Source organism: Glycomyces sp. NPDC049804 (assembly GCF_040674615.1).
GTDB lineage: Bacteria > Actinomycetota > Actinomycetes > Mycobacteriales > Micromonosporaceae > Glycomyces > Glycomyces niveus.
In genome coordinates, this window is record NZ_JBFAMQ010000001.1 from 66,123 (window position 1) to 87,496 (window position 21,374).

General features: G+C 69.7%; 22 protein-coding genes. 12 read left to right on the forward strand and 10 right to left on the reverse strand.

Features of this window, described 5'->3' with window-relative positions:
- Positions 1 to 13: 13 nt before the first annotated feature.
- The gene (locus AB0K52_RS00310) at positions 14 to 982 is read right to left on the reverse strand and encodes an AraC family transcriptional regulator (protein WP_363523958.1); all 969 of its coding nucleotides are present in this window, start codon (positions 980 to 982) and stop codon (positions 14 to 16) included.
- 151 nt (positions 983 to 1,133) lie between these two features.
- Here AB0K52_RS00310 and AB0K52_RS00315 point away from each other — a divergent pair, with 151 nt between their 5' ends.
- Positions 1,134 to 1,562, forward strand: a complete 429-nt coding sequence (locus tag AB0K52_RS00315) for a DUF6069 family protein (RefSeq protein WP_363523961.1) — start codon at positions 1,134 to 1,136, stop codon at positions 1,560 to 1,562.
- A 42-nt stretch (positions 1,563 to 1,604) separates the two neighbouring features.
- Here the strand turns inward: AB0K52_RS00315 and AB0K52_RS00320 are convergent, their stop codons facing one another.
- Positions 1,605 to 2,363, reverse strand: coding sequence for a VOC family protein (locus AB0K52_RS00320; protein WP_363523964.1), 759 nt, complete (start codon positions 2,361 to 2,363; stop codon positions 1,605 to 1,607).
- Positions 2,364 to 2,471: 108 nt separating this feature from the next.
- On the opposite strand from AB0K52_RS00320, the gene AB0K52_RS00325 reads away from it, so the two are divergent.
- Entirely contained in the window at positions 2,472 to 2,846 is a 375-nt protein-coding gene (locus tag AB0K52_RS00325) for a VOC family protein (protein WP_363523967.1), read from the forward strand.
- Between the two features lie 51 nt (positions 2,847 to 2,897).
- The gene (locus tag AB0K52_RS00330) at positions 2,898 to 3,638 is read left to right on the forward strand and encodes a hypothetical protein (protein WP_363523970.1); all 741 of its coding nucleotides are present in this window, start codon (positions 2,898 to 2,900) and stop codon (positions 3,636 to 3,638) included.
- Positions 3,639 to 3,694: 56 nt separating this feature from the next.
- On the opposite strand, the gene AB0K52_RS00335 is transcribed toward AB0K52_RS00330, so the two are convergent.
- The 3 genes from AB0K52_RS00335 to AB0K52_RS00345 all read right to left on the reverse strand — a co-directional run bounded on the left by AB0K52_RS00335 (position 3,695) and on the right by AB0K52_RS00345 (position 5,746).
- Positions 3,695 to 4,177: a universal stress protein gene (locus tag AB0K52_RS00335; protein WP_363523973.1), complete on the reverse strand. Its 483-nt coding sequence runs from the start codon at positions 4,175 to 4,177 to the stop codon at positions 3,695 to 3,697.
- Positions 4,178 to 4,289: 112 nt separating this feature from the next.
- A complete protein-coding gene (locus AB0K52_RS00340; protein ID WP_363523976.1) occupies positions 4,290 to 4,649 on the reverse strand; it encodes a hypothetical protein in 360 nt (119 codons plus the stop codon).
- Positions 4,650 to 4,825: 176 nt separating this feature from the next.
- The gene (locus AB0K52_RS00345; RefSeq protein WP_363523979.1) at positions 4,826 to 5,746 is read right to left on the reverse strand and encodes an alpha/beta hydrolase; all 921 of its coding nucleotides are present in this window, start codon (positions 5,744 to 5,746) and stop codon (positions 4,826 to 4,828) included.
- A 71-nt stretch (positions 5,747 to 5,817) separates the two neighbouring features.
- Here AB0K52_RS00345 and AB0K52_RS00350 point away from each other — a divergent pair, with 71 nt between their 5' ends.
- Together AB0K52_RS00350 and AB0K52_RS00355 are read left to right on the forward strand one after the other, a co-directional pair.
- Positions 5,818 to 6,768 (forward strand): helix-turn-helix domain-containing protein, encoded by a 951-nt coding sequence (locus AB0K52_RS00350; RefSeq protein WP_363523982.1) that lies wholly within the window; start codon positions 5,818 to 5,820, stop codon positions 6,766 to 6,768.
- Between the two features lie 55 nt (positions 6,769 to 6,823).
- Positions 6,824 to 7,231 carry a VOC family protein gene (locus tag AB0K52_RS00355; RefSeq protein ID WP_363523985.1) on the forward strand — a complete coding sequence of 136 codons (408 nt, stop codon included), beginning with the start codon at positions 6,824 to 6,826 and terminating at the stop codon, positions 7,229 to 7,231.
- Positions 7,232 to 7,293: 62 nt separating this feature from the next.
- Here the strand turns inward: AB0K52_RS00355 and AB0K52_RS00360 are convergent, their stop codons facing one another.
- The gene (locus tag AB0K52_RS00360; RefSeq protein WP_363523988.1) at positions 7,294 to 8,283 is read right to left on the reverse strand and encodes a hypothetical protein; all 990 of its coding nucleotides are present in this window, start codon (positions 8,281 to 8,283) and stop codon (positions 7,294 to 7,296) included.
- Between the two features lie 132 nt (positions 8,284 to 8,415).
- Here AB0K52_RS00360 and AB0K52_RS00365 point away from each other — a divergent pair, with 132 nt between their 5' ends.
- Positions 8,416 to 9,213 carry a DddA-like double-stranded DNA deaminase toxin gene (locus AB0K52_RS00365; protein ID WP_363523991.1) on the forward strand — a complete coding sequence of 266 codons (798 nt, stop codon included), beginning with the start codon at positions 8,416 to 8,418 and terminating at the stop codon, positions 9,211 to 9,213.
- Positions 9,210 to 9,518, forward strand: coding sequence for a hypothetical protein (locus AB0K52_RS00370; RefSeq protein ID WP_363523994.1), 309 nt, complete (start codon positions 9,210 to 9,212; stop codon positions 9,516 to 9,518). Before AB0K52_RS00365 ends, AB0K52_RS00370 begins: the two co-directional genes overlap by 4 nt.
- Positions 9,519 to 9,667: 149 nt before the next feature.
- On the opposite strand, the gene AB0K52_RS00375 is transcribed toward AB0K52_RS00370, so the two are convergent.
- The 3 genes from AB0K52_RS00375 to AB0K52_RS00385 all read right to left on the reverse strand — a co-directional run bounded on the left by AB0K52_RS00375 (position 9,668) and on the right by AB0K52_RS00385 (position 11,362).
- Positions 9,668 to 10,333 (reverse strand): class I SAM-dependent methyltransferase, encoded by a 666-nt coding sequence (locus AB0K52_RS00375; RefSeq protein WP_363523997.1) that lies wholly within the window; start codon positions 10,331 to 10,333, stop codon positions 9,668 to 9,670.
- Entirely contained in the window at positions 10,330 to 10,500 is a 171-nt protein-coding gene (locus AB0K52_RS00380; protein WP_363524000.1) for a DUF397 domain-containing protein, read from the reverse strand. Before AB0K52_RS00380 ends, AB0K52_RS00375 begins: the two co-directional genes overlap by 4 nt.
- Before the next feature lie 61 nt (positions 10,501 to 10,561).
- Positions 10,562 to 11,362: a Scr1 family TA system antitoxin-like transcriptional regulator gene (locus AB0K52_RS00385; RefSeq protein ID WP_363524003.1), complete on the reverse strand. Its 801-nt coding sequence runs from the start codon at positions 11,360 to 11,362 to the stop codon at positions 10,562 to 10,564.
- Between the two features lie 623 nt (positions 11,363 to 11,985).
- Here AB0K52_RS00385 and AB0K52_RS00390 point away from each other — a divergent pair.
- The 3 genes from AB0K52_RS00390 to AB0K52_RS00400 all read left to right on the forward strand — a co-directional run bounded on the left by AB0K52_RS00390 (position 11,986) and on the right by AB0K52_RS00400 (position 18,058).
- Positions 11,986 to 12,312: a hypothetical protein gene (locus AB0K52_RS00390; RefSeq protein WP_363524006.1), complete on the forward strand. Its 327-nt coding sequence runs from the start codon at positions 11,986 to 11,988 to the stop codon at positions 12,310 to 12,312.
- 227 nt (positions 12,313 to 12,539) lie between these two features.
- Positions 12,540 to 16,547 carry a glycosyltransferase gene (locus AB0K52_RS00395; protein ID WP_363524009.1) on the forward strand — a complete coding sequence of 1,336 codons (4,008 nt, stop codon included), beginning with the start codon at positions 12,540 to 12,542 and terminating at the stop codon, positions 16,545 to 16,547.
- Positions 16,544 to 18,058 carry a hypothetical protein gene (locus AB0K52_RS00400; RefSeq protein WP_363524012.1) on the forward strand — a complete coding sequence of 505 codons (1,515 nt, stop codon included), beginning with the start codon at positions 16,544 to 16,546 and terminating at the stop codon, positions 18,056 to 18,058. Before AB0K52_RS00395 ends, AB0K52_RS00400 begins: the two co-directional genes overlap by 4 nt.
- Here the strand turns inward: AB0K52_RS00400 and AB0K52_RS00405 are convergent.
- Positions 18,055 to 18,981: a VCBS repeat-containing protein gene (locus AB0K52_RS00405; protein ID WP_363524015.1), complete on the reverse strand. Its 927-nt coding sequence runs from the start codon at positions 18,979 to 18,981 to the stop codon at positions 18,055 to 18,057. The two genes, AB0K52_RS00400 and AB0K52_RS00405, sit on opposite strands and share 4 nt — an antisense overlap.
- 217 nt (positions 18,982 to 19,198) lie before the next feature.
- Between AB0K52_RS00405 and AB0K52_RS00410 the strand changes: the two genes are divergently transcribed.
- Both AB0K52_RS00410 and AB0K52_RS00415 read left to right on the forward strand, forming a co-directional pair.
- The gene (locus tag AB0K52_RS00410) at positions 19,199 to 19,885 is read left to right on the forward strand and encodes a hypothetical protein (protein WP_363524018.1); all 687 of its coding nucleotides are present in this window, start codon (positions 19,199 to 19,201) and stop codon (positions 19,883 to 19,885) included.
- Positions 19,886 to 19,917: 32 nt separating this feature from the next.
- The gene (locus AB0K52_RS00415) at positions 19,918 to 21,336 is read left to right on the forward strand and encodes a hypothetical protein (RefSeq protein WP_363524021.1); all 1,419 of its coding nucleotides are present in this window, start codon (positions 19,918 to 19,920) and stop codon (positions 21,334 to 21,336) included.
- Positions 21,337 to 21,374 lie beyond the last annotated feature (38 nt).

Here is a 21,374-nt window from a genome sequence, read left to right on the forward strand (position 1 = left end):
CGGGCCGAACGCGTCAGACGGGCACGGCTTCGCGCTGGAACGCCGGCACCGCCGGGTCGCAGGCGGGGGCGCGTTTGCGGAAGCGGCCGGGCGGCTGCCCGAAGTCGCGTTTGAACGCGGCCGCGAACGCGAACTCGGAGGCGTACCCGACCTGCCGGGCGACCGCGGCGAGCGGCGCGTCGGTGTCGGCGAGGAGCCGCGCGGCGAGGGTGAGGCGCCAGAACGTCAAGTAGCTCAACGGGGGCTGGCCCACGAGCTCGGTGAACCGGCGCGAGAACGCCGACCGGGAGAGCCCGGCGACCTCGCCGAGCGAACTGACCGTCCACTGCCGGGCCGGTTCGGCGTGGATGGCCTGGACGGCCGCGCCGATGGAGCGGTCGGTGAGCGCGGCGGCCCAGCCGTCGAAGCCGCAGTGGCGGTCGTTCCCTTCGAGGACGGCGCGCAGCAGGTACATCAGGACCGCGTCGAGCAGGGCGGGCACGAGGGTGTCGCCGCCGCCGCGTTCGGCGCGCAGTTCGGTCTCGAGCATGGCGATCGCGCCCGCGAGCCCGGGCCGCGCGGCCGGGTCGGCGGGGATGCGCGTGAAGTCGGGCATGGCCCCGAGCAGGGGGTGGGCGCGGCCGGGCGCGAGGTCGTAGGCGAGGCACACCATCACGTGCGAGGCGTCCGGGTCGTCGGCGGAGCGGACGATGAGCCCGGCGGGGGTCTCGTCTTCGCATTCGGTGACGGGTTGCGCCCCAAGCGAATCGGAGACGACGGTGTGGGCGCTGCCGCGGGGCGTGACGAGCACGTCGCCTTCCCGCACCTCGATGACCTCGCCGTCCTCGGTGGTCACGAACGCGTCGCCGCGGACCATGACCTGGACGCCGAAGCCGTGGGGGTGGCTGCGCCGGTGGTCGGCGAAGGGCGCGTTGAGCGAGAACCGGGCGGCGAAGGGCCGTCCGGTCCGCAGCACTGCCAGTACGTCGCTGAGCACATCCATGCCGCAACCCTAGCCAGCGGTGACGCCGCGCGGGAGGGCCGAGGACGATCGCGTATGAACCCGGGACGCTCGATGATGGGCGGCCCCGGCTCCCCGCCTTACCTTCGAAAGCGTTCCCCCGAAACGTATCTCAAGGCAGTGGAGTCGATATATGTCCAAATTGGATGAACAAGTTCCCGTGCGGGCCGCCGCCCCGGTCTGGCGCACCCGCCTGCTCGCCCTCGGCGCCGCACTGGTCGCGACCGCGCTCGCCTGGGTCGTCGCGTACCTCGCGGGAGTCGAGCTCACCGCGAGCCAGCCCGGCATGGACGCGGTGCCGATCGGCATCGTGAACGTCGCCGCCTCCGTGCTGCTCTTCGGCGGCCTGGGCTGGCTGGCCCGCGCGGTCCTCGACCGCTTCGCGAAGCGCCGCGCGGTCCTGGTCTGGCGCATCGGCGCGGGCGCGGTCTTCGTGCTCGAGTGGTTCCCGGTGATCCTCACCGACGCCACCTGGGGCACGAAGGTGTTCCTCGCGGTCCTGCACCTGATCGTCGCGGCGATCCTCATCCCCGTCCTCGGGAGGCGCCTCCCCGAGTCCTGAGGCGCGGCAGCGCCTCCCGCTCGCGGCGGGAGGCGTTCGCGCTCAAGCGATCGGGTGCAGGTCGACCTCGGGATCGCGGGCGGTGATGCAGTACTCGAGGCCGCCGGGGTCGCGCATGACCTGCCACCAGTGGTGGCGGCGCACGGTCTCGGCCCCGAGCCCGACGTGCCGCTCGGTCTCGGCGTCGATGTCCGAGCAGGCGAGGTCCATGTGCGCGGTCGCCACCTGGCCCTTCTCGGCGAAGTCCAAGCGCTGCAGCAGGAACTGCAACGGAAGCTCCGGCGGCGGCAGGAGCCGCCGGAACTCCCGGGAATCGGTGAGGGTCTGCCGCCAGGCGGTGAACATCTGCCAGAACGCCAGCTCGTGGTCGAAGGCCTGCGGCGGGATGTCGACGCAGATCTGGTCGGTGCGGCTGCGCTGCCCGCCCGGCCAGCCGAGCGACGGCGGCACCGTCGTCTCGCCATAATGCCTGACCAGGCAGAACGCGAACCCGGCAGGGGAGTGGAGCACGACGAGCCCCGGCTCGCGGTGGACCGCGCTCGCACCGAGCTCGACCGCGCGCTCCGCCTCGGCTTCGACGTCGTCCACATGCAGGTCGAGGTGGCTGCCGCCCTTGCCCTCCCGGATGCGCTGCACCCGCAGGTACGGGTCGCCCCCGGCCGGAATGAGGGTCGCGAACTCGCCGTCCGGGCCGCGCCGCGCCGACAGGGTCGAGTCGGTCGCCTTGAGCCAGAACGCGATGCCGCTCTCGAAACCTTCAGCGGGGTAGTCCCAGAACGCGGTCGTCCATCGAATCGCCATCCCCGCAGTCTAAGGATCGCGAGCCCTCCTCGCGCCTGTTTTCCGCAACCCAAGCCCCGCAAGCGAACCCGCGCCGCGCCGCGCAACGCGGCGGCGCATACTGCGGCGATGGCAGTTGCTATCCACCACATCGTCATCGACGCGCACGACCTGCCCGGTCTCTCCCGTTTCTGGGCCGCGGTCCTGGGCTGGCAGGTCGTCTCCGAACGCGAGCGCGAGGTCATCGTCGGCCCGGACCGGGACGCGGCCTGGGGGCTGTGCTTCATGCCGGTCACCGAGCCCAAGCGGGTGAAGAACCGCCTGCATTTCGACCTCAACGCCGACAGCGCGGAGGACCGGCTCGCGGAGATCGAGCGCATCATCGAGCTCGGCGCCACCCGTGTCGACATCGGACAGACCGGCGACGAGTCCTGGACGGTCCTGGCCGACCCGGAGGGCAACGAGTTCTGCGTGGTCCGCCCCAAACGCGACCTTGTCGGCTGACCGCCCGGTAAACCGCTTCCCCTGCCGCGCAGGGACTGCTAGACAACGGGCATGACCGAAACGCAGCCGCTCACGTACGACGACGCCGTCCGCATCGCCGAAGCCGACCCCGCCGTGGTCGGGCTCTTCCTCATCGGCTCCCAGTCCATGGAGGGCCTGACGACCGCGCACTCCGACCACGACCTGTTCGTGATCACCGCCGAAGGCGCGCAGGCGGAACTCGCGCGGCTCCACGGCATGCGCAGCTCCACGCTCGACCTGAACGTGTTGCCGCTCAACGACCTCCTCGGCGACGTCCTCCCGGAGTACACGCGCTACGCGCTCGCCAGGAGCCGAGTGGTCCTGGACCGCACCGGAGGCGCCGTCACCGAGTACCTCGCGGCCAAGGGCCGCCTCGATGAACGGAAGGCCTTCGACGAGGCCGCCGAGTTCCTGGACGGCTACCAGAACCTGCTGTACCGCTCGGTCAAGAACCACCGCGACGGCCGCGACCTGGCGTCCCGCCTCGACGCGGCCGAGAGCGTCGGCTGGCTCCTGAACCTGCTCTTCACCCTGGAGCTGCGGCCGCGACCCTACAACAAGGCCCTCGAATGGGAGCTCGAGCGCCACCCGCTGCGGGACTGGGACTCGGCCGCGCTCCTCGACGCCATCGGCCGCATCACCGCCACCGGCGACACGACCCTGCAGCGCCAGGTCTTCGCCCAGGTGGAGCCCCTGGCCCGCAACGCAGGCCACGAGAAGACCCTCGACGAGTGGGGAGAGGGCCTCCTCCTCATGCGCCCGGCCCGCTAGGTCCGTCCCAGGTGCCCGTCTGCGGCGCGATCGCGCCGACCCGACCATGGCCGGTCCTAGGCGCGGCCTTCAGCCGCGAGTTCCCCGGGTCCGGTCTCCGGCGGGCTCGGGATGACGACCACCGGGCACCGGGCGTGGTGGACGCAGTACTGGCTCACCGCCCCGAGCAGGGCCGTGGCGAACCCGCCGCGGCCGCGACGGCCGACTACGAGGAGGTCGGCGTGTTCGGAGTAGTCGATGAGCACCGCGGCCGGATGGCCGTGCTCCACGCGCGTCTGCAGGGGGACGCGGGGCTCGCCGAACGCGGCCCGGTGCACGGTGTCGTCCAGCGCCGCTTTGGCCTCGGCCACGATGTCGGAGGTGCGCGGCACGGTCATCGCCATTCCGGTGTCGGTGGCCAGGTCCAGCACCCGGAGTGCGGTGATCCGCCGGCCAGTGGCTTCGGCCTCCTTCAACGCCCAGCGCAGGGCGCGCACTGACGACGTCGAGCCGTCCACGCCCACCAGGATGCCGATGTCGGCGTATTTGTCGTCTCGCATGCCGTGCCCTCCGCGGTCCGCTCCTGCTCCCCTCATTCTGGGGGCGACAGGGCTCCGTCACGGCCGGACGCCGCAATCGCCGCTTCCTGGACGCGGACCGAGATCGACCGTTTCAGCGTCCGATGAAGAACCCCAGGATGTTGGTGAGGATGAGGAACGCGAGGGTCGCATATCCGGCGATGACCGCGGCCTTGCCTGAGGGGCGCCCGCGACGGCGGGCGCGGGAGCCGAACCAGATCGCTCCGACGCAAGGCGCGAGGAGCACCAGTGTCGCGGGGATCCCGGCGATCAGGCTCGCCCCGACCGGTGCGGCGCGGTCCGAACCGATCTCGTAGCCCTGGGCCTCCAGGATCAGGCTGCCCAGCACTGCCGCCGCGGCGTACGCGACCGGCACTGCGGCCAGCGAGATCCAGGCCAGACGGATGTCGCTGCGGCCTTCCTCCGGGGAAGGACGCCTTCCGGGGTCCGCCATCGCGGCCTCCTTCGCGGCTCGTCGCGCTCCGATCGGAGGGTTCCCGCGCATTGATCGACGCAATCGGGTGAGGGCCGGCGTGTCCTGTACATCGGGGAACCGGCCGTATCCGAGTCCGTCGGTCCGCTCGCAGCGCCGATTGACGGCTCGCAAGCGTCGCCGAGCCTGTGGCGCGGCTACTCCGGTGCTGCATTCGGAGGGCCGGCCACGCAGCGAGCGGGCGCACTTACTGGGCAGCGACCGGCCTGATCCACAGGGCAGCCCCAAGCGGTGAAGAACGCGGCGAGCGCCTCGGCGACCCGGCCGGGCGCGTTCTCCATGGGGATGTGTCCCGCGCCCGGCACGCGCACCAGCGTCGTGCGCGGGACCTCCGAGACGAATCGCTCGGCGTACGCAACGCCCTGGAACTGGTCGTCCTCGCCCCAGACCAGGAGCTTTGGGGTCTCGGACCGCAACAGCGCGGGCAGCAGCTCCATCGTGAAGCGGCAGTCGGCCGCGCCCACGTAGCGCACCCAGTTGCGGCGGACCTCCTCCCGGGTCCACGGCTCCAGGTACTCGCCGACCAATGCTTCCGTTGCGGCACCGGCCAATGCGGTCGTGACGGCCTGCCGACGCGCGCCGAGCAGCTCCTCAGCGGTGAAGACGGCCTCGGGGTCGCGGTACCGGGCGACGCTGCCCACGGGCCACGAGTCGTAGGTGACCGAGTTGACCAGCGCCAGCCTGCTCACCGCCACCGGACCGTGGACGAGGAGGCGCTGGGCGACCGCGCCCCCGATGTCGTGCCCCGCGACGGCGACCGGCCCGGTGATCCCGAGCGCGGTCGCGAACCGGCCCACCCAGTCGGCGAGCGCCGGGACGGTGCCGGTCTCCAGGTCGAGCTCGCCGTCGGAGTGCCCGAGTCCCGGCAGGTCCACTGCGATGGGCCGCAGGCCCGCGGCGGCGAGGCCGTCGAGCACCGGGAGCCAGACGCGGCTCCAGTAGGTGCCGTGCAGCAGCAGCACCGGCGGGCCGTCGCGGTCCACGGTCAGGTAGCTCGCCTGGTGGCCGTCCACTGCTACCGAGGTTCGCAGCGCGTTCGTCGCATCGTTCTGATCCATGCCGCCCACTATCGCCGCGCATCGAGGCCGCGCCCAGAGTCTCGAATGACATCTACAGGTACATTCTTGCCATGAGCCTGCACCGCGTGGTGGCACTGGTCAGTCCGCCCCAATCGCCGTTCGAGCTCGGCTGCGCCGCCGAGGTCTTCGGCACGGCCCAGTCCGGGGTGCCGACCCGCTACACCTTCCGCACCTGCGCCGAGCGACCCGGCCCGGTGCCGACCAGCGTCGGTTTCTCGATGCTCGTCGACGCGGGGCTCGAGGCCCTGCGGGAGGCCGACACCGTGATCGTCCCCGGCTGGCTGCCCCACGGCTCGCCGGTGCCGCAGGAGGTCATCGAGGAGCTGCGGGCCGCCCACCGGAGGGGAGCGCGGATCGCCGCGATCTGCACCGGCGCTTTCGTCCTGGCCCAGACCGGACTGCTCGCGGGCCGCCGCGCGACCACGCACTGGCGCCACACGGCCCGCCTCGCCGCCGCGTTCCCCGATGTGGAGGTGGACGCGGACGTGCTCTACATCGACCACGGCGACGTTGCCACGAGCGCCGGCACCGGCGCGGGCATCGACCTGTGCCTGCACTTGGTGCGCTCGGACCACGGCGCGGCGTACGCAGCGCAGGTCGCCCGGAACATGGTCCTCCCGCCGCGACGCGAGGGCAGCCAGCTGCAGTACGCGGCGCAGGCGGTCCCCGCGAGGGCCGACGAGTCGCTGGCGCCCTTGCTGGAATGGGCCGCATCTCGCCTGGACTCCCCGCTCACCTTGGCGCGCCTCGCCGAGCACGCGGGCATGTCGAGCCGGACCCTCGCCCGCCGGTTCCAGGAGCAACTGGGCACCAGCCCCGGCCAGTGGCTGCTCAGCCAGCGCATCGAAGCGGCGCGAGTCCTCCTGGAGCAGACCGACCTCCCGATCGAGTCCATCGCGACCAGGGTCGGCCTCGCCGCGGCGGTGAACCTCCGCCGCCACTTCCGCGCCCACCTCGGCACGACCCCCGCCGCGTACCGCCGCACCTTCAGCCAGACCTGACCGCGCCGACCGAATCCGGTTCCCTGCTCCGGAACCCTGCGCTTACGATGCCGGGGTGAAGGCTCACTTCGAATGCGTGGTCCTGGACTGTCCGGACCCCACGACGCTCGCCGAGTTCTACCACTCCATTCTGGACGGCGAGGTCAACCGGCCCGACCGACGCTGGTCGCTCGCGGACGGCGGCGCGACCCTCCACCTCGAATCGGGATTCGTGCTCCTGTTCCAGCCGGTCGAGAACTACCGGCCCCCGCAATGGCCCGACCCCGCCTACCCGCAGCAGTTCCACCTCGACTTCGCGGTCCCCGACCTCGACGAGGCGCAAGCAGAAGTCATCGCCAACGGCGCTGTGCTGCTTGACGACCAGCAAGGCTGGCGCGTCTACGCCGACCCCGCCGGCCACCCCTTCTGCCTGGTCCGCGACTGGTGGACCCAGCAGGGCGGGCACCAGATCCAGAACACCTGAGCGTTGCGACCCACCCCGAGCCCGCGACGGCCGGGGAGCTCGCCGGAAGCTGTTGGAGGCATTCAGGCGGTGGCGAGGTATCCGAGCATCGTGGCCTTGCGCTCGTCCGAGGTGAACGCCGCTTCGATCGCATTACGGGTGAAGCCCGTGAGCTGGTCCAAGCTCAGACCGAGTTCGGCTGCGGCAATGTACTCCTGCTCGATGGTCGTGCCGAGCTGGATCGGATTGTCGGTCGCCAAGGTGACCGCGACCCCGGCCTCGACCAGCCGCAGCAGCGGATGCTCCTCGAGTTCGGGCAGCACGCCGAAGTACTCGTTGCACGTCAACGCGCACTCCAGCGTCACGCTCTGGTCGACCAGCAGTTTCAGCAGCTCCGGGTCGGCCGCGGCGTGGACGCCGTGCCCGATCCTGGTCAGGCCCGGCATGCGCGCGGCGGCGGCGATGTTGGCCGTGGACAGTTCACCCGTGATCCCCAACCCGGCGTCGGCGAACCGCTCCGCCAGCCGGTACATGGGCGCCCAGTCCGCCTCGGTGTCATACGGGGAGTAGAGGAAGTCGATCCCGGCGAGCCCTTCGTCGGCGGCGCGGATGCAGGAGTCGGCGAACGCGTCGGCGCGTTCGGGGTCCTGGCCGGCACCGATGACGATCGCCATCGCCTCGGCGTGCAATCGCGGATACTCGGCGCGGACCTGCCGCTCGGCCTGCCGAAACATCGACATGAACCCGTCTCGGGTGGCGATCTCACCGCCGCAGCGGATCTCGACGTAGCACGCCCCGGCCGCGGCGTGGTCGCGCATCAGGGCCGCGAACCGCCCGATGAACAGCTCGTCCTCGGCGTCGTGGTCGATCGAGACCGGCTGCATCGAGCCGATCTGCTGCAGGCGCTCCTTGCCGGGCGGGACCTCAGCCGCGAGCCGCCGGCGCCAGGCCGCCCAGTCGTACGGGTCGCGACCCTCCCGCTCGGCGAGGATGATGTCGAGGTAACGGGTCGCTTCCTGATGGACGTGCAAGTCGGCTTTCGGCAGGCGGACAAGGGCATCTGAGGTGGTCATCGACCGACTCTATCGAGTCCGGACGAGACTGATCGCCCGCCTGAAACCTCCACGAACCTGCGCAGCTGCCCGATGTGTGCAGTCGCATCGTTGCGCGACAATACGGACCACCACATGTGTAGGAGGCCGCTGATGCCAAGTGTCGATGCCGTCGCGGCTTCGCTCGCGGCCAACAAGGCTGGAGCTGAAGAGCTTGCCGGGCAGCTCGCGGAGTGCCGACAACAGGCGGAAGAACTGCAGGGCCGGATCGCGGCCCTCGGTGCGGAAGGCACGGCAGATCTTGCGAGTTCAGCCGTGCACGCCATCGAGGAGCTGATGGCCGAAGCTGCCTCGCTTGCGGATCGGATAGGCGAAGCCCAGTCCAAAGTCCTCGCCATCAAGCAAGGAGCTTTACTCGCGACGAAGGGCAGCGGGAACGACCCGCCGGATGCGCTCGCCGCACCATCGGCTACCTCGGGTACGAGCTCGGGCGCTTCAGGATTCAATCCCAGCCAGAGGAACCCGCACTCCGGGAGAGCGGTTCGACGATTCGGTGGCCTAGGAACGCCAAGGGCCGGATCAGCGCGCGCGGGGTTGTTCGACTCCGAGGGAAACGAAGTGCTGCATCAGCTGCTCCGCGCCAAGCGCGGGGGCGAGGTGTTCGACGCGCCGGAGCTGAAGGACCCATGGCGTTCCGACCGCGCCATGAAGACCACATGGCATATCGAAGGCGGAGTCGCGGCCTACATGCGGCGCACGAAGACCAAGGTCATGGCGCTCTGGCTCAATGTTCCACCGTGCGAGGGCTTGGACCGCGCAGACCCGAAGGGATGCTACGAGAACCTTCCGAAGATCCTTCCGAAGGGGTATACCCTCTACGTCCATGCCGAGCTCGAGAACGGCGGGTATCAACGAGTGATCGTCAAGGGAACCGGGGAGGCACTGCGATGAACGAGGACTTCCGGGAATTCGTAGTCTCCAGCGATCCGAACATCGCCGCCGAGTTGCGGGCCAAGTTCGAGGAGTTGGGCAGCGACGGGTTGGCCGACTATGCGCTCTCGCTCGGCCTGCACCCACCGGGCTACGAAGCCGGCCAGCGCCATTCGATCGCGGAATACGCCCCGCCTGGTCACGACGGTCCCGGCTACTTGGTCTGGAGCATCGGCCTCTGGTCGCCCGATGCGGAGGACCAGGATGGCGAAGACGATGAGGAAGATGATGACGAAGCCCCGGATCCGTGGGCGGCGCTGGAGTGAGTGACGAGATCGGGGCATGGGTGGTCACCGGCGATAGGGCGAAGATCCGACTTGGGATGCCCCTGACCCCTGAGCGGCCCAGCGCGATGAGGGCCGTCGCCGCGGATTCGCGGTGACGGCCCCTCGACATGTCGCCTTGGAGCGCTGGGTCAGCTGGTCTCTGCCGCTGGCTCGGTGCGCTCGTAGATGAAGAAGTCGGCTATTGAGCCCGATTCGCCTTCAGTGCGCCACGGGCGCGGGTTGTCGATGCGCTGGCGCAGCTCCCACTCCGGGAAGCGCTCCGCGACATCGCGCTGCACCGGGCGGTGCCGCACATGGGGCGCGAACTCCCCGGCCATGGCCGGGTCGTCGGCGTCGCTCGTGAAGAGAATGACGTGCTGCCGCGCGGCACCGAAGACATGCTCGAGGTGCAGGTCGTAGACGTTGTCCTCCACGAGGTGGAAGATCACGTCGAGCGACAGCGACAGGTCGGCCGTGACGAAACCGGCCTGGTCCGAGAAACCATCGGGGTTGTAATGCACGAAGCTCTTCGACGGATCGTGCGCGAACCGGTCCATGGTCCGACGCAGCTGCGTCGGAGACACGTCCAGCCCCAGGTAGCGCGGATATTTCGCGAGCGCGAGCTGTTCCCCGTCGCCGCAACCGAACTCGATGACACTCTCGATGCCCTGCGACTCGACGTACCGGTTCAGCACCTCGGCCTTGAACTCGGCATGCGCGCCGCGCGACCCCGCCCCGGAGTTCCCCCCTTTGGCGTAACGCTGTTCCCAGTACGCGGCGGAGCCCGGGAAGCTCTTCTCTTCGACGTCCATCATTCGGCGGCCGCGAGGAGTGCTTTGAAGTCGACTGCCCCGAGGTCGAAGATCGGGGAATCATGACCAAGCTTCGAGTCCCGAACCTGGAACGCGCCGAATTGTGAGCGGGCTTCGAGACATTGGCTGTCATCACCACCGCCGCTGCGGCTGCTCTTTCGCCAGGTCACTCGGCATTCCACGCAGCTGCTGTCGTCGCCGCTGTTGCTGCGAGTGCTTTTGCGCCAGTCGCTAAATCCAGTCATCCAAGTGCCCTCCGATTCTTGAACCAACAGACCACATTCCCTTACATCGGTCATGGTACAAGCTGATCTTTTCGGGCTCCTCGACGTGTCGGCTCTGATCCAGTGCCTCGACGTAAACGAACGGCGGTGCCGCCTCAGCGCGGCCGGCTGGAAGAAAGATCTCGAATGAGTGGTCAATGCCTTGGTGCAATCCGTCAACGATCCGGATTTCGCAGTTGGGCCAACGGTCGATCTTGAGGAGGTGATTGAACTGGCGCTCAGCCCATTCCCAGTTGCTCAGCTGGCGCAGCGCGTTGGTGCTGGTAAGGAACTTCATGACAGGCAGGGGGCGGCGGCTGCCGATGGTCAGGAACCGCCGGTGCTGTCGCTGCCAGTTCTGCATGGGGTTGGCGCTCGCTTCGGGCAGCTTTTCAAAGTGGTAGCGCTCGATCTGCAGTGGGCCAGGGATGTACCACGGTTCCCACTTCCAGAATTCGCCCGAGGTCGCCTCGGCGCGCTCCACGATGAAGATGTTGCGCTGGCTGAGGTCCGAAACAATCCCTCCGCTGTCCAGCTGCTTGATGACATGAGAGAGGAAGTTCGCTCGCTTTTCCGTTCCGCCGCAAGCTTTGGCGAGGGAGGCTGCCATGCCTGCTTTTGGCCGGGTCTCGCCGCTGAGGTAGTTCGTGATGGTCCGTGAACTCACTCCGACCTCAGTTGCGATCTGCTGATGAGTGAGATCGGTTTCCTCAACGAGCGCGTTGAGCTCGGCTAGGACGTACCAGTCGGCGAGTCTTGAGAGCGGCATCGGACTCCCCCTGAATTCGTTGGCGGGAACGCACTGTAGTGGAAAAGGTACACTCGGCCGCCCGTTCGAATCAACAGGGAGGAAGGACCGGAAGGTTTGTGGTGCAAAACTTTCCGGTAGATCTTGCTGGAAGCACCTGCTAGAAGAAGTTCTACCTGCAGGTTCTTTCATTGCACGACCGCACTGCCTACATTCGAGGTATCGAGGATTCGTCGCCGGGGAAAGCACTGTCGGCAATCTGACAGCTCGAAAGGGAGGTAGAACATTGGTCAATCAAGGCAACGGTCTGGAGCGGGGTGAGTTCCGGGATAGCTTGCGCACTTATCGGGTTCGCGTGTCAAGTAATGAAGCACCGGACTCGTTTCAGGTGTACACCGGGCAGAGCGAAGACATCGTCCTCATCGTCTCGGGGATCAACTCGGGCAACCTGAAAGCGACCTGGGGCCCGGGTTGGCGTGGGGCGGAGGAGGACTGGAAGGTGTGGGTGGAGGAGTGCGCCTTCAGCCTTGTGATCGTCGGTGCGCACGTGGGCGACCGGCTGGGGGAGCGGACGCGTCCGGGGCGTCCGTCGCCGATGGGGCGGCACATGATCGAGCGAAACCCGGCGTCCGTGAGGTTCTGCGATGGGTGAGACCGCAGTTGCGGCGGCGGCTCCGGAGCCGCGCTCGCGGCGCGGGCGTCGGTCGGACGGCGGTCTCGCGACCCTCGGCTTCCTCGGCGACTTCGCAAGGGGCCATGCGCTGTTCTCGGTCTACCGGCTCGGTCCGGACCAGACCCGCTACCCGAACGGGCCGTGCGAATACCTGATCGACTGCGACGACGGCGTGGGTCCGCACGAGGTCTGCCGGTTCGACGGCGCGGATTTGGCGCCGCGATGGCACGGCTCATGGAACGGCGATCCGTGGTGCCCGTGGCTCATGAAGCGCGCCAAGGAATTCATCGCCGAATAGCGACCGGTCGGCCCAGGTGGGGGCCGACCGGTTCACTCGATTGGTAGCGTTCCCGCACGCTTGATGCGATTCCGATTGGTGCAACACGCCGCATGATTCGCCGAATCAGGGCAGAAAAACTCGTAAAGTAGCTGCCCATGACCGGTTTGCCCGAAATCCAAAGCCGCCAGTCTGTGCCCGAAACCAGACAGAGCGAAATTGCCGACCGCCACGATGCAAGGCAAGCGGTGCGCCAGACGAACGTCGATGCCCTGATCGAGCGGGCGCTCGATTCGCTGGGTTCGGCGCGCTGCAAGGACATCCACGAGTGGGGCCAGTACCACAATTCGCGACTCGCGTTGCGGGTTCTGGCGCAGCTCGCTTTCCCCGATGATCCCGATGTGCTTCTCGCGCTCCGCGAGCGCGTTCCGCGCCTCGCGAAGGCCGCGCTCAACCTGGAAGCGCTGTGCGCGCTCGCCGCATCCGTCGCGATGAAGGCCACGACCGACGACCAGCGCACGCACGCGCTCGCCCTGTTCGACCTCGCCTATCGCAGGCTCGGCGCGCAGATGCCCCGCGAGTACCGCGAGCTGCATGTGACGACCGCGCACCTGCACGGCCGCAAGCGGCAGGTGCGGCAGCTGCTGCAGTCCTACAGCGGGATCAGCGCCATGCTGGTGGACTCGATCGACTGCCAGAACGCCCACCCCCGCCTCGGCGGCAGCGTGCGGGCGTACCTGCGGAAGTTCAGGCGGTTCACCGACTGGCCCGAACTCGAAGCGCCCGAACGCGGTGCGCCCCTGCACTTCGACGGGCTGCGCACCGCGCCGCTGAAGCCGATCGAGAAGGGGCCGATGATCTCGGTCGTCATGACCTGCTTCCAGCCCGGGGAGGGGCTGCTGACCGCGGTGCGGTCGGTCGTGGCGCAGACGTGGCAGAACTGGGAGCTGCTGCTGGTCGACGACGGGTCCGGCCCCGAGTACGAGCCGATCCTGCTGGAGGCGGCCGCGCTCGACCCGCGGGTGAAGCTGCTCATCCAGCCGGAGAACGCCGGCACGTACCAGGCGCGCAACCGGGCGATGGCCGTTGCGAAGGGGAAGTTCATCACCGGGCTCGACTCGGACGACTGGTCGCATCCGACGCGGCTGGCGAAGCAGGTGCGTCCGATGCTCTCGAACGACGGGCTGGTGATGGTCGAGTCGCGGTGCATCGCTGTCGCGGAGGACCTGTCGCTGATGATCGATCCGCAGATCGCGCTGATCGCGGCGCGGTCGACGCCGATCATGATCCGGGCGGACGCGGTCCTGAAGAAGGTCGGCTTCTACGACGAGGTGCGCAAGACCGCGGACTCGGAGTACCGGTTCCGCGTCAAGGCGGCGTTCGGCGACCAGGCGGCGCTGCGGATGGGCGGGGGGCCGCTGACCGCGGTGCGGTACAACGGGTCCACGCTGTCGGCGGGCGAGGTGTCGCGGCACTGGATGCTGCCGAGCCGGTTCGCGTACCACTCGGGGTTCTCGCGGTGGCACCGCGCGATCGGGCGGGGGCAAGCGTCGCCGTTCATGGCGTCGATGCCGCGGCCGCGGCCGTTCCCGATCGCGAACGACATCACGCGCTCGAACGCGGAGAACCGCGCGATCGTCTACGGCCGCATCTACGCGGCGGACTGGAGCGCGCTCGACGCGAAGCGGCGCATGATGCTCGACGAGGCGGCGACCCGGGCTGACGAGGGCGTCGCGGTCGGGCTGCTGCACTGCCCCGACTGGGCCGGGGTGTGCGCCGAGCAGGCGCTGATGGACCGGACGGTCCTGAAGGTCGCCGCCGCGCACGGCCTCGACTTCGTGGAGATGGAGGCGCGCCACAAAGCGCCCGTCGTCGTCCCCACTGAGGAGTACGCCGAACTGCTCTGCTTCGAACATCCCGTCCTCGACGCCCGCCGCATCGAGATCATGCCCGAATGCACGGCGAGCGCCCCGAACACGCGCTCCGCGACCGACGCCGCCTCAGAACCCGACGCCGTCTCGGATTCGGGCGAATGTCGGACCCCTGTGGGACAGTCATCCCATTTCTTCGGAAGGTCGGAGGTGGATGCGGGTGGGAAGGGGCATGCCCTTCACCCCGCCGCCGCATCTGCGGCCGCCGCCGTTTCCGCGTCCGGCGCCGCCGGAGCCGCATCCGACGCGACAGCCGCCGTCGCCCTGGCGGCCGCAAGCGCCGCAACCGCCGACGGCGCCGCACCCGGCAGCAGCGCCGAGTCCGCGGCGGGCGTGGCGGGTGCCTCGGCCACCGCGGCCGACCCCGCAGCCGGACGTCCCCTGCTGCAACGGGCGCAACCCGAGGCGGAAGACCGACCGCAGGACCGTCGCCGCCCGAGCTCGTTCCGCGGCCTGCGCCGGGGCGACCTGCTGCTGATCACCGGCGGACTCGCGTCGGCGGCCGCCTCCGCGTTGGCCGCGAAGGCGATCGAACCCGCGGCCCTGCCCTGGGTCGCGGGCGCGGGCCTCGCGGTCTGGGCCGGGTCGCTGCTCGCGCTGGCCGCGTGGCGGGCCGTCATCCTCCCCGCCGTCGCGGGCTGGCCGCCGAGCGCCCCGCCGCGCCCGAAGCCGATCGTGCCCCAGCCGCGCAGCGGCAAGCGCCGGCTCCTGCGCAAGATCGCGAGAGCCGTCGAGAAACGGCCGTTGTGGACGACGGCGGCCATCGCGCCGCTGCTCCCCGTGCTCGGCGTCCTGGCGCCGCAGTCCTGGCTCCCGGCCGGCATCGCGCTCACCGTCCTGTGCTTCCTCGCCGCCGGCATGCAGTCGCGCCTGGTCAGCCTGCTCGACCGCGGCCGCGCCGACGCGGCCGGACCCGAGTCGGTCAACGCGGCCGACATCGCGACCGTCTCCGCCAAGAAGCTCGCCCTGGTGGAGCCGTGGGAGGTGAAGCTGAACCACGGCTGGTCCACTTCCGCCAAGGCCCGCCTCGAGAAGTTCGCGCGCGGCTCCGCGCGGGGCCACACCGAGACCCAGATGCACGCGCTCGCCGCGCTCTGCGCGTACCGCGCCCGCGTCCGCCGTCCGGCCCGCACGCTGCACGTCGACATCGTCATCGTCTCGACGCTGAACCTCAAGGGCGGCACCACCTCCGCCAACGAGGCCGAAGTCCTCGCCTACCGGTCGGCCGGGCTCACCGTGGGGCTCGTCAACCACCCGGTGAAGGAGCGCGCCGCGGGTCGGCCCGTCGACCCGAAGATCCGCGCGCTCTTCGACGACGACGGCGTCTTCGAGATCGGCCCCGACGACACCGTCCACTGCGATCTCGCGATCATGCGCTTCCCGGTGGCCTTCGAAGACATCATGGAGGACAGGCCCGAGATCAAGGCGGCGCGCACCGTGCTCCTGGTCAACCAGACGCCCTTCGAGGAGTACGGCCCGACCGGCGGCTACGGCACCGCGTGGAGCATCGGCGCGGTGCACCGCAACGTCACCGACTGGGTCGGCCCGCACACCTGGTACGCGATCGGTCCGGCCGTGCGCGACGTGCTGCGCACCCACCACGCCGAGGAGATGGCGGACATCGACCTCGCCGAGGACTTCTGGTACGAGACCATCGACATCGCCGACTGGACGCCGCGCCGGCGCCGACACCGGGCCGAGGGCGAGCCGATCCGGCTGGGGCGGCACAGCCGCGACCACGTGACGAAGTTCCCGAACATGGCCAAGCGCCTCCGCGCCGCGTACCCGGACGCGGAGGGCATCGAGGTGCACATGCTCGGCGCCCATGACGCGCTGCAACGCATCCTGGGCACCATCCCGGAGCGCTGGACCTCGCACCCGTTCGGCTCGATGTCCGCGGTGGACTTCCTCGGCGAGGTCGACGTGTACGCGTACTTCATCGACGAGAACCTGCTGGAGGCCTTCGGGCGGGCGCCGCTGGAGGCCATGGCGGCGGGGGTGCCGTGCATCCTCTCGCCGGACTTCGCCGAGCTGTTCGGCGACGGCGCGATCTACTGCGAGCCCGGCGAGGTCGAGGCCCGCGTGCGCGAGCTGGGCGCGGACCGCGCGTACTACGCCGAGCGCGCCGCGGCGGGCCTGCGGGTCGTGGAGGAGCGGTTCTCGCCGGACGCCTTGCTGCGCAGGGTGAAGGGGCTCGGCGTCAAGTTCGGCGCGAAGCCCGGACCTGTCGGCGGCGCGGTCGCCGCTGCGGTGCCTGAGGCCGCCGCTGGGGCTGCGACCGAATCCGAATCCGCTGTTCGACCGAGCCTGGGAGGCGCCCGATGAAAGCCGCTGCCATTGCGCGCCGCGTAGACCGCCGCACCGCCGTCGCCTTCGCGGCGGCCGCCGCGACGCTGCCGCTGCTCGTGCTCGACCCGCTGTACGCGGCCCTCGCCGCGGGCCTGGTGCTGACCGTCCTCATCGGACTCAACTGGGGCACGGTGCTGCGCATCCGGCTGCTGCGGCGCGACATCGCGGCCAAGCGGACCGCCGCGGAGCGGGTGCGTCCGCTCGACGACGCCGACCCGCGGCTGCGGCGCATCTTCGAGGCGCTGAACGGCGGGTTCCCGCAGTCGGCGATGCGCGAGGTGCGGGCCGTCTCCCGCAACACGCGGATCCCGATCGGCGACCGGTACGCGGTGCTGCAGGCGGTCGCCGCGTGGCAGGCCGAGCATGAGAAGTCGCGGCGGCCCGAGCCGGAGCGCTCGGCCTTCGACGTGGTCTTCATCGTCGGCGGCGAACCGGGCGGCGCGGCCGCGAGCGCGGCCCAGATCGCCGTCTGCCGGGACCTCGGCCTCAGCGTCGGGGTGCTGCACCACCCGGTGTACCGCACGCACCCGAACCCGCCGCCGCCCCGCCGCGTCCAGGCGCTCATCGACGGGGAGTCGGTGCGCCGCATCGGCCTTGACGACGAGGTCCGATGCGCGCTCGCGGTCGTGCGGTCGCCGCTGGCGCTCATGCACCCGCTCGAGCGGCGGCCGCGGATCGCGGCCGGGCGCACCGCGGTCGTCGCCGACCGGACGCCGTTCAAGCGGTACGGGGAGGCGGGTCCGCGCGACCAGGTCTGGAGCGTCGAGACCGTCGACCGGCATGTGACGGACTGGCTGGGGGAGCACACCTGGTACGCGGGCGGGCCGCTCGTCCAGGCGGTGCTGCGGGAGCACCATGCGGAGGCGTTCGCGGACCTCGACCTGGCGGCCGAGCCGTGGGGCGAGGTCGTCGAGGTCGACCAGTGGCGGCTGGACGGCCGCCGGGTCCCGGACGGCAGCGTCCGCATCGGCCGCGCCGCCGCCGACCACGGTCTCAAGTGGCCGGAGGAGCGGGAGCTGCTGCTGGCGAGCTATCCGGACCGGGAGCCGTTCGAGATCCACGTCCTGGGCGGCGCGGAGGCGCCGGCGCAGGTGCTGGGCGGCCTGCCGGGGAACTGGACCGTGCATCTGCCCGCGCCGGACGCCCTGGGCACCAGGGAGTTCCTGGCGGCGATCGACGTGATGGTCTGCTTCACCGAGGCCGATGCCTTGGGGGCGTGCGACAGGGCGCCGCTCGAGGCGATGGCGGCGGGGGTGCCGGTGATCATGGACCGCCGGTTCGAGCCGGCGTTCGGTCCGGCCGCGGTCTACTGCGAGCCCGAGGAGGTCGCGGCCGTCGCCGAGCGGCTGGCCGGAGACCCCGCCGCGTACGCCGCGCAGCAGGCCGTGGCCTGGGCGCACTTGGCGGACCGGTTCTCGGCGAAGGCCCTCATGGACCGGCTGCCGCTGGCCGCGGCGGCCGGTGTGCCATCGGGCGAGCGCCGTTAGGCGATCGTCATCGAGTTCCAGCCGTAGTCGATCGGGGGCGAGCTGAAGAAGCTGCCCGTGCCGTCTCCGTGGAACAGGTAGAGGTGGTTGTGGTCAGGGTCCTTGCCGACCCAGTCGAGGTGGCCGTCGCCGGTGAAGTCGCCGACGGCGGCGGCCCCCTCCAGCACGTCCCAGCCGCAGTCGAACAGGACTCCGGGCTTGAACTTCTCGCTGCCCGGTCCCGCGTAGAAGTACATGCAGTCGGCGACGTTGCGAACCGCGACGACGTCCGCGTGGCCGTCCTCGTTGGTGTCCCCGACCGCGGTCAGCTCGTGCAGCTGGTTCCAGCTCGACCCGATGTTCTGCCGCTGGGCGAAGGTGACCCCCGTGCCGGTGCCCGGGTAGAGCCACAGTGTGCCGGTGCCGGCTTCCACGGCGATGATGTCGACGTTGCCGTCGCCGGTGTAGTCGTGCCCGGAGACGATGGCGCTCATGACCTCCCACCCGCGGCCGATCGACTGGAACGGCGAGAAGGTGCTGCCGTTGCCGGGGTAGAAGTACAGCCGCCCGGTGCTGGCCTCCCTGGCGATGAGGTCGGCCAGGCCGTCGCCGTTGAGGTCGCCCGCGGTCTCGATGAGGTTCATGGCGTTCCAGCCGAAGCCGACGGTGTAGCGGGCGCCGAAGCCGCTGTCGCCGTTGCCCGGCCAGACTTCCAGCGCTCCGGTCGGGTTCCTGCGGGCCACGATGTCGGCGAACCCGTCCCCGTTGTAGTCGTAGTCCCCGGAGGGGACCTGCTGGGGCGAGGCCGCTTCGGCGCCGTCGTGGGATTGGGCGAACGCCGCGTTCGGAACGATGAGGGCCGCGACGCCGGCGATGCCGGTGCTCCAGATCAGGAACCGGCGCCGGAACCCGGCCAGGCGCCCGCGGATGGTGCTGTCTTCCATGCTTCTTCCTTCGTGATCGGGGCCGAAGCCCACTTCGAATGCCGATACAGGCGATTCTCATTCAACTAGACATAGTGGATTCGGTCCTGATTCCGGAAAGGATGAGAGAAGCCCATGTTCAGGAGTTTCCGCCGAATCGACCTGCCCCGGGGCCGGGGTGGCTATCGTCCGGTAAGGAACGACGTGACCGAGCATCAAGGGGAACAGGGGCGGCCTCATGACACCTGAATCGGCCGAACGGCGCACCGGACGCAAACGCTCCGTCCTGCGCGGGCGCCGCGTGTCCGTAGTCGCGATCACGGCGCCGATCGTCGTCTTGCTCGCCGCCACCTTGACCGCCGCCGCGCCTCCCTCCGCATGGCACTCGATGCTCGGGGAGCCCGAGCAGGCCGTGGACGAAAGTCCGAACTACCGGCGCGTCGCGCTGTCCACTGCAGGGGCGACGATCGAGATCATCGGGCAGACCGAGACGTTCACCACCGGAGGAATCACCGGCGAGGTCGACCTCGCGAGACCTGAGGGGGACCAGGCGATGGTGGCCGCGAACCTCGTGGCCTCGTCGGACGAACTGGCGGACTTCGGCCAGGTCTACCTCGCGATGCGCCCCGGCATCCCAGTGAATTTCCAGTACGACACGTCGACCCAGTCGATCATCTTCAACCCCGGCATCGAATTCAAAGTAGACATGGTCCCGGGCCTCACCAGCAGCACGGACTTCCTCTACACCCAGCCGATCAGAATGCTGCCGACCGAACCCGTCGCGGACCCGGCGTTCCCTCCGCTGGAGCAGACCTTCGCCATACCGAGCCTGGCGCTGCTGTGGGAAGGCGAGCAAGGCGTCACCGGCTCCGAACCGATCGGCTTCATCACCGGATTCGAACTGACCATCACCCACCCCGGCTGAACCGCCATTCCATTAGGGAGAGAGGGAACGACATGCGCTTCACCGCACGCGGACGGCTTCTCGTGGGTGCCTCCGGACTGCTCGCCGCCATGATGGTCGGCCTCCCCTCCCAAGCCCAGCGGAGCCCCGCACCGGTCCTCGAATTCGCCACCGCGACCTGCGGCGGATCGGGCGAACTCGAGGTGGAGTTCCTGCTCACTGATGACATCGACGCCCCCGTCCACCCGGAGTACCGCTATACCGTCGCCCGCACCGACGTCCAGACCGGCCCCGAAACGAGCCCCTGGCGCGAAGGCGACCTCCAGGGCACCCTGCAACCCGGCGCCGAGGTGCCGCCGACCGGCGAGGGCGCGCTCTCAGGAATGACGATCGTCCCCGGGGACACCAGCCGCGTCGTGCTGAAAGCGGAGATCGACCGCACCACCGCGGACGGGAGCCGCCTCGAGACGATCGTGGTGCAGGGCGAGGCCGACCTGAAGGCATGCGCACCGGTCGTCCCGGAGCAGGCCGAGGTCCCCGACCGGGTCTGGGGTCCCTACGGCGGGAAGCGAACGATCCCGACCCAGCAGAACCCCGGCGGCGGACAGACCACCCACCCGGGCGTCATCCGGGTGCCCGGCGGTTGGAACGGCTACGAGTACTGGATGGCGCACACCCCTTATCCCGGAAGCAACTCGGCCTGGGAGGACCCGAACATCGCCGCGTCCAACGACGGCGTCAACTGGGTCGTGCCACCGGGCCTCACCAACCCGATCGACGACCAGCCAGGACTGCCCGGCCCCTACAACTCCGACACCGACCTGGAGATGGGCCCGAACAACACCCTGTACGTGTTCTGGCGCGTGGTGATCCCGGATGCGGCACAGGAGCGGATCAAGTACTCGACCTCGACCGACGGCGTCAACTGGTCGGCGCCCACGGAGGTCCTGCGGAGCTCCATGCCCGATCGCCGCCCGCTGTCGCCCGCCCTCATCTACGAGAACGGACGCTGGGTCATGTGGGCGATCGAGATCAACCGGTCGCCGAACCGCATGGTCTACTTCGAAGGCGGAGCGACCCCCGCGAAGGCCAACTGGGGCCCAATGCAGACGGTGAGCCTGGGGACCATGCAGAACGGCAAGGAGCCGTGGCACCTGGACGTCGCCAAGAACGGCGACTCGTACATCGGTCTGCTGAACGACACCGACCTCGCCTCCACCGGCCGCAACGGCGACCTGCTCTTCCTCTACGGAACGACGCCCACGAGCTTCGCGAGCCAGCGCTTCTCGGCCGTGCCGAGACTCAAACCGGCGATGCACGACCACCTGTACCGGGCGACCATGTACGCCGACACCGAGTACGGCAAGCCCGGCTACCGGGTGTGGTACTCGGCGCGGATGGCCCTCAACCCGGACGTGTGGAACATCCAGCAGACCTTCCTCAACGGGGCCGCCGTCCACGGCGCGCCCTAAAAGGATCATGAGGAATACTCCAATAATCGCGAAGATGA

What these genes read in the sequence shown, in the direction of transcription:
- AB0K52_RS00385 (WP_363524003.1), bottom strand. Translation starts at nt 11,362, where the DNA reads ATGCCGCTCTCAAGACTCGCCGACTGGTACGTCCTAGCCGAGCTCAAC.
- AB0K52_RS00345 (WP_363523979.1), bottom strand. Translation starts at nt 5,746, where the DNA reads ATGGATCAGAACGATGCGACGAACGCGCTGCGAACCTCGGTAGCAGTG.
- AB0K52_RS00330 (WP_363523970.1), top strand. Translation starts at nt 2,898, where the DNA reads ATGACCGAAACGCAGCCGCTCACGTACGACGACGCCGTCCGCATCGCC.
- AB0K52_RS00375 (WP_363523997.1), bottom strand. Translation starts at nt 10,333, where the DNA reads ATGATGGACGTCGAAGAGAAGAGCTTCCCGGGCTCCGCCGCGTACTGG.
- AB0K52_RS00410 (WP_363524018.1), top strand. Translation starts at nt 19,199, where the DNA reads ATGACACCTGAATCGGCCGAACGGCGCACCGGACGCAAACGCTCCGTC.
- AB0K52_RS00365 (WP_363523991.1), top strand. Translation starts at nt 8,416, where the DNA reads ATGCCAAGTGTCGATGCCGTCGCGGCTTCGCTCGCGGCCAACAAGGCT.
- AB0K52_RS00320 (WP_363523964.1), bottom strand. Translation starts at nt 2,363, where the DNA reads ATGGCGATTCGATGGACGACCGCGTTCTGGGACTACCCCGCTGAAGGT.
- AB0K52_RS00405 (WP_363524015.1), bottom strand. Translation starts at nt 18,981, where the DNA reads ATGGAAGACAGCACCATCCGCGGGCGCCTGGCCGGGTTCCGGCGCCGG.
- AB0K52_RS00350 (WP_363523982.1), top strand. Translation starts at nt 5,818, where the DNA reads ATGAGCCTGCACCGCGTGGTGGCACTGGTCAGTCCGCCCCAATCGCCG.
- AB0K52_RS00390 (WP_363524006.1), top strand. Translation starts at nt 11,986, where the DNA reads ATGGGTGAGACCGCAGTTGCGGCGGCGGCTCCGGAGCCGCGCTCGCGG.
- AB0K52_RS00415 (WP_363524021.1), top strand. Translation starts at nt 19,918, where the DNA reads ATGCGCTTCACCGCACGCGGACGGCTTCTCGTGGGTGCCTCCGGACTG.
- AB0K52_RS00370 (WP_363523994.1), top strand. Translation starts at nt 9,210, where the DNA reads ATGAACGAGGACTTCCGGGAATTCGTAGTCTCCAGCGATCCGAACATC.
- AB0K52_RS00340 (WP_363523976.1), bottom strand. Translation starts at nt 4,649, where the DNA reads ATGGCGGACCCCGGAAGGCGTCCTTCCCCGGAGGAAGGCCGCAGCGAC.
- AB0K52_RS00315 (WP_363523961.1), top strand. Translation starts at nt 1,134, where the DNA reads ATGTCCAAATTGGATGAACAAGTTCCCGTGCGGGCCGCCGCCCCGGTC.
- AB0K52_RS00335 (WP_363523973.1), bottom strand. Translation starts at nt 4,177, where the DNA reads ATGCGAGACGACAAATACGCCGACATCGGCATCCTGGTGGGCGTGGAC.
- AB0K52_RS00325 (WP_363523967.1), top strand. Translation starts at nt 2,472, where the DNA reads ATGGCAGTTGCTATCCACCACATCGTCATCGACGCGCACGACCTGCCC.
- AB0K52_RS00400 (WP_363524012.1), top strand. Translation starts at nt 16,544, where the DNA reads ATGAAAGCCGCTGCCATTGCGCGCCGCGTAGACCGCCGCACCGCCGTC.
- AB0K52_RS00310 (WP_363523958.1), bottom strand. Translation starts at nt 982, where the DNA reads ATGGATGTGCTCAGCGACGTACTGGCAGTGCTGCGGACCGGACGGCCC.
- AB0K52_RS00360 (WP_363523988.1), bottom strand. Translation starts at nt 8,283, where the DNA reads ATGACCACCTCAGATGCCCTTGTCCGCCTGCCGAAAGCCGACTTGCAC.